Origin of the sequence: Mesorhizobium sp., assembly GCF_004962925.1 — a bacterium.
GTDB lineage: Bacteria > Pseudomonadota > Alphaproteobacteria > Rhizobiales > Rhizobiaceae > Mesorhizobium.
Map to the genome: position 1 here is coordinate 1 of NZ_SUEO01000322.1, position 4,891 is coordinate 4,891.

The 4,891-nt window shown below is 63.0% G+C and carries 5 protein-coding genes, 1 pseudogene and 1 riboswitch; of the genes and pseudogenes, 2 read left to right on the forward strand and 4 right to left on the reverse strand.

Annotated features, from left to right (window positions below; all coding sequences use genetic code 11):
* On the forward strand, positions 1-440 hold a 440-nt coding region (locus E5W87_RS33885), incomplete at its 5' end, for a hypothetical protein (RefSeq protein WP_292407824.1).
* Positions 441-455: 15 nt separating this feature from the next.
* Here E5W87_RS33885 and E5W87_RS33890 read toward each other — a convergent pair.
* From E5W87_RS33890 to E5W87_RS33905, 4 genes and pseudogenes are all read right to left on the reverse strand, one after another.
* The gene (locus E5W87_RS33890) at positions 456-740 is read right to left on the reverse strand and encodes a CcdB family protein (protein ID WP_292407833.1); all 285 of its coding nucleotides are present in this window, start codon (positions 738-740) and stop codon (positions 456-458) included.
* A 12-nt stretch (positions 741-752) separates the two neighbouring features.
* Positions 753-995, reverse strand: coding sequence for a type II toxin-antitoxin system CcdA family antitoxin (locus E5W87_RS33895; RefSeq protein WP_292407826.1), 243 nt, complete (start codon positions 993-995; stop codon positions 753-755).
* A gap of 97 nt (positions 996-1,092) precedes the next feature.
* A complete protein-coding gene (locus E5W87_RS33900; RefSeq protein ID WP_292407828.1) occupies positions 1,093-2,913 on the reverse strand; it encodes an ABC-F family ATP-binding cassette domain-containing protein in 1,821 nt (606 codons plus the stop codon).
* Position 2,914: 1 nt separating this feature from the next.
* A pseudogene (locus E5W87_RS33905) lies at positions 2,915-3,554 on the reverse strand (thiamine diphosphokinase).
* A gap of 102 nt (positions 3,555-3,656) precedes the next feature.
* Positions 3,657-3,771: riboswitch (TPP riboswitch) on the forward strand.
* A gap of 43 nt (positions 3,772-3,814) precedes the next feature.
* Here E5W87_RS33905 and thiB point away from each other — a divergent pair.
* A complete protein-coding gene (gene thiB / locus E5W87_RS33910) occupies positions 3,815-4,828 on the forward strand; it encodes a thiamine ABC transporter substrate binding subunit (RefSeq protein ID WP_292407830.1) in 1,014 nt (337 codons plus the stop codon).
* Positions 4,829-4,891: the final 63 nt, after the last annotated feature.

Consider the following 4,891-nt stretch of genomic DNA (forward strand, 5'->3'; position numbering starts at 1 on the left):
CACCCGAGCCGGCAATCCGCGCCGAGGCGAGCATTCCCGGTAAGGACGTGCAGTTGCGCATGACTATCCGCCGCAACACCGACCAGACGCTGCCGGCCAGCCACATCATCGAGATGATCTTCCTGACACCCGACGGCTTCGACGGCGGCGGCGTCGACAACATCCTGCGCGTCGCCATGAAGGGCTCTGAACAGGATGCCGGCAGTCCGCTGATCGGCATTCCGGCCAAGATCGCCGACGGCTTCTTCCTGGTCGCTCTCAACGACACCAAGGCGGATGAAGACGCCAATCTGACCCTGCTCCGGGGCCAGAACTGGATCGACGTGCCGGTCGTCTACAAGACCGGACGGCGGGCGCTGCTCACCATGGAAAAGGGCATTCCCGGCGAGAAGGTGTTCGATGAGGCGCTGAAGGCCTGGCAGACAAAGACGGCGGGCTGAGGCTCGGGCTTTGGCTCAGAAGCCCTGGAACAGCATGTCGAGTGCTGCCACGATGTCGTCGTGGTGCTTTGACAGATTGCCGTCGGCCTGGCGTAGTTCGGTATCTGTCACGGCCGATATGAATTGGGTGACCATTACATAGTCTTTCCCATCGATGATGAAGATCGGGTTCAGGCGGCGACCCGGTACGGGCGCGCTATTGGGCGGCAACAGCGGTACGACGACGCGTGTGTTTAGGTGACCAAGAAGATCGCACTGAACGTCGAGTAGATAAGCATCGCCTTCGACATTGTGGTAGATCGTAGCGCGCCATCAAAACAGCCGATATTTGGCCAATGGCAGCCCGTTGCGCCTCACATACTCATTTGAGCTTTCGATCGCTTCCCTGTTTTCCAGTAACCAGCGCCGCGATTTCTCATCCGAAATCGCCTTTGCAATTCCCCGTTCGGCGGCGCGCGACATATTTATGCCGAGCGCTTTTGCTTCTTCGATCAGCTTTGAATCGATCGAGGTGTTGACGGACTTTCGCTGCGATTTCGGAATGGAGTGGCGCATTGGTCTCGCCCTAAACTATGCGCATGGTATATGCCCATAAAGCAGATCGCAACGTTTCCGGCCCCTTCGCCGTGACCGCCCTTCGACCGAACGCTTCCTACCCCTCCATCTCCTCGCGCAACATCTCCAGCTCAAGCCATTCCTCCTCGAGCGCTACCAGCGTGGCGCGCTCCTTGTCGAGGGCGGCGATGGTCTTCTGGAACGAGGCTGGATCGCGTTCGTAATAGGCCGGGTCGGCGATGTTGTCTTCCAGCCGTGAGATCGAGGCGGTCACCGCCTCGATCTTCTTGGGCAGCGATTCCAGCGCGAATTTCTGCTTGAACGACAGTTTCTTTGCCGGGCCCTTCGGCGCAGTCGGTTCGGTCCTGGCTGCCGCCGTGGCTTCGCTGGTCTCGGCCTTCGTCCGCGCCTTGCGGTCGTCCAGCCTGGTGCCGCCGCGCTGCGCCAGCATGTCGGAATAGCCGCCGGCATATTCGATCCAGCGGCCGCCGCCGTCCGGCGCGATCAGGCTGGTCACGGTGCGGTCGAGGAAATCGCGGTCGTGGCTGACCAGGATGACGGTGCCGGCAAAACCGGCGACCAGTTCCTGCAGCAGTTCCAGCGTCTCCATGTCGAGGTCGTTGGTCGGCTCGTCGAGCACCAGAAGGTTTGCCGGTCGTGCCAGCACGCGGGCCAGCAGCAGCCGCGCCCGCTCGCCGCCCGAAAGCTCACGCACCGGCGTGCGCGCCTGTTCCGGTTTGAACAGGAAATCCTTCATATAGGAGACGACGTGGCGCTGCTCGCCATTGATGACAAGGTTCTCGCCGCGCCCGTCGGTGAGGTACTGCGCCAGCGTTTCGGCCGGATCGACCGCCTCGCGCTTCTGGTCGAGCGTGGCGATCTCAAGATTGGTGCCGAGCCGCACCGTGCCTGAGTCCGGCTTCAATTCGCCGGTCAGCATCTTCAAGAGCGTCGTCTTGCCGGCGCCGTTCGGCCCGACCAAGCCGACGCGGTCGCCGCGCTGAATACGGCTCGAGAAGCCCTTGACCACGGTGAGGTCGCCAAAGCTCTTCTCGATGTTCTTGGCCTCGATCACCAGCTTGCCGGATTCGGCGGCGTCGCTGGCCACCATGGTCGCCGCGCCCTCGGCGCCGCGATGGCCGCGAAAGCGCTGGCGCATGGTCTGCAATTCGCCGAGCCGGCGCATGTTGCGCTTCCGCCTTGCCGTCACGCCATAGCGCAGCCAGTGCTCTTCGCGCACGATCTGGCGGCCAAGCTTGTGCTGCTCGCGCTCTTCCTCGTCCAGCACCGTGTCGCGCCATTCCTCGAAATGGCCGAAACCCTTGTCCAGCCTGCGGGTCTGGCCGCGATCGAGCCAGACGGTGGCGCATGACACCCGTTCGAGGAAGCGGCGGTCATGCGAGATGACAATCAGCGCCGAAGAGGTGCGGGCAAGCTCCTCCTCCAGCCATTCGATGACCGACAGGTCAAGATGGTTGGTCGGCTCATCAAGGAGGAGAATGTCGGGCTCTGGCGCCATGACACGGGCAAGGGCAGCACGGCGCGCCTCGCCGCCGGAGAGGTCGTTCGGCCGTTCCTCGCCGGACAGGCCGAGATGCTCCATCAAGTAGGTGGCGCGGTAGGGATCGTCGGCGGGTCCGAGCCCTGCCTCGACATAAGCGCGGATGCTTGCGAAGCCATCCATGTCGGGCATTTGCGGCAGGTAGCGCACTGTCGCCGAAGGCTGGCGGAATACTTCGCCGTCCTGCGGCTCGATCAATCCCGCGGCGATCTTGAGCAACGTCGATTTGCCCGAACCATTGCGGCCGACCAAAGCGATCTTGTCGCCCGCCGCCGCCGTCAATTCCGCCCCGTCGAGCAGCGGCGTGCCGCCGAAGGTCAGTTTGATCCCGTCGAGATTGAGAAGTGGCGGCGCCATGTCAGCTTTCAGGTAGGGGAAAAGGGTGGGCGAGCAACAGCGCTCGGCCGCTGCCCAGCGCGATTTCGAGCCGGCCCTTGACCTCGTTGGAAATGGTCAGCGATGAGCCGAACGCGACCTCGACATGGTTCAACGGCCATTTGGCGCCGGTAACGGTCAGGCCGGCGAGATCGGAGAAGCCGAGGATCGAAAACAGCGTGCCGTCGGCGTAGTCGAAGCCGGTCTTTCCGGGAAGCAAGGGAATGCCTTCCTGTGCGCCGCTGGTCAAAAGCACCTCTATGCCTGCCTCGGCCAGCCGGATGCTGAGCGCGAGGTGCAGGAAGGCGTGGTCGGTACGCTTGCCGCCGAACGCGCCGGCGAGCACCAGGCTGGTCCCGCCGTGTTCGAGCGCAGCGGCGATAGCCAGTTCGCCGTCGGTCTTGTCCTTTTCTGCCGGAAACACCCGGCGGGGCGGCCAGATCGTCCGGCAAATCCGCCGGCACGGAATCGAAGTCGCCGACCCAGAGCTCCGGCGTCAGGCCCAGCGTCCGGGCATGGCTGATGCCGGCATCGGCGGCGATGACACGGGAGCCTTCGACCTGGCGGTCGAGCAGCGGCGTGCGGATAAGATCGCCGCCAAGCAGGATGGTGAATTTGCTCATATGCGTGGCCCTTACCAGCCCTGCTTGCGAAACGGAAGGCCGCGCTCCGGATGCCCTGCAAACTTCAGCTTGCGCGGCACTTCGGCCGGGCCTATGTGTCGAAACGCTCTAACGGGGTGCTGGACGCGATCTTCGCGGACCAGCTGAGAGGCAACCATGCCAACCCGCTGAACCTGATCCGGTTTGTACCGGCGGAGGGATTAGACGTTTCGGACAGCCCGACGCCTCAATTCCTTTCAACGCGAACGAAGGAGGCGCCGATGCGCACGTTTTTATACTCTCTTGCTTCGGTAATGCTGCTTGCGGCATCCATTCTCGCCGGCATCGGGCCGGCATCCGCGCAGGAGAAACTCACCGTCTATACCTATGAGAGCTTCACCGCCGAGTGGGGTCCAGGCCCCGCGGTCAAGAAGGCCTTCGAGGTGGAATGCGGCTGTACTCTCGATTTCGTCGCGGTCGCCGACGGCGTCGCGCTGCTCAACCGCGTCAGACTGGAAGGGGCCGCGACCAAGGCCGACATCGTGCTCGGCCTCGACACTAATCTGACGGCGGAAGCCAAGGCCACCGGCCTGTTTTCGCCGCATGGCCCGGTGTCGGACGTCAAGGTGCCGGGCGGCTGGAGCGACGATATCTTCGTGCCGTTCGACTACGGCTATTTCGCGGTCGTCTACGACACCGAAAAGCTGAAGACCCCGCCGAAGAGCCTGAAGGAATTGGTCGAGGGCGATGCCGATGAGAAGATCGTCATCCAGGATCCGCGCACCTCGACGCCTGGTCTCGGCCTGCTGTTGTGGGTGAGGTCGGTCTATGGCGACAAGGCGCCGGAAGCCTGGGCCAAGCTTAAGGCAAAGGTGCTCACCGTAACGCCGGGCTGGAGCGAGGCCTATGGCCTGTTCACCAAGGGCGAGGCGCCGATGGTGCTGTCCTATACCACCTCGCCGGCCTATCATATGGTCGCCGAAAGCACCGAACGCTATCAGGCGGCATCGTTCGAGGAGGGCGCGTATCTGCAGATCGAGGTTGCCGGCATCACCACCACGGGTGCGAAGAACCCGCTGGCGGAAAAGTTCCTGACTTTCATGACCGGGCCGAAATTCCAGAACGTCATTCCTGAGACCAACTGGATGTTTCCTGCCGGCAAGACCGACAAGCCGCTCAATCCGGCTTTCGACAAGCTCGTCAAGCCGACCAAGACCTTGCTGTTCAGCCCGGAAGAGGTCGCCGCCAACCGCAAGGCCTGGGTCGACGAATGGCTGTCGGTGATGAGCAAGTAGGACTTTAGATTTCCGCATGGTGTTCGCTCCACGCCACCCCCCTCTGGCCTGCCGGCCATCTCT